At 42.9% G+C, this 475-nt stretch carries 1 protein-coding gene; it reads left to right on the forward strand.

Annotated features, from left to right (window positions below; translation table 11 throughout):
* Positions 1-199 (forward strand): hypothetical protein (locus AAEY57_RS19430; RefSeq protein ID WP_350608598.1); only part of this gene is annotated, 199 nt, incomplete at its 5' end.
* Between the last annotated feature and the right edge of the window lie 276 nt (positions 200-475).

A 475-nucleotide genomic window follows, 5' to 3' on the forward strand; every position in this document is an offset into this window, starting at 1 on the left:
TTTATTCACCACAGAGGGGGCAGAGCACACAGAGGAAATGATTAAAGACATGTTTTATTTGTTTTGTCTTCTCTGTGAAGCGCGTAGCGCCTCGGTGTACTCTGTGGTGCAAAAAATTAAAACACTATTTACCACAGAGGTCACAGAGTTCACAGAGTTCACAGAGGAAGAGATTAAAGACAAAGATTTTAGGTTTTAGGTAGAGATTAAGTTAAGTACGGTGTTTGTATTGAACGTAGGCGGGAGTTATCCCGCGCATTTTATAAAACCTGCGCGAGGTAAACTCCCGCCTACGGGTATAAAAAACCTTGCTATATTAACCGTAAGGTTTTTAAATTCCTCGAACCTCGAAACCCGCGGCTCGAATCCCTAATCCCGCTTTATACCGCGCAAGATTTTCTTCTCTGTGAAGCGCGTAGCGCCTCGGTGTACTCTGTGGTGCAAAAAATTAAAACACTATTTACCACAGAGGTCA

The sequence above is a fragment of the Pseudoalteromonas sp. MER144-MNA-CIBAN-0113 genome (assembly GCF_040308965.1).
GTDB lineage: Bacteria > Pseudomonadota > Gammaproteobacteria > Enterobacterales > Alteromonadaceae > Pseudoalteromonas > Pseudoalteromonas tetraodonis.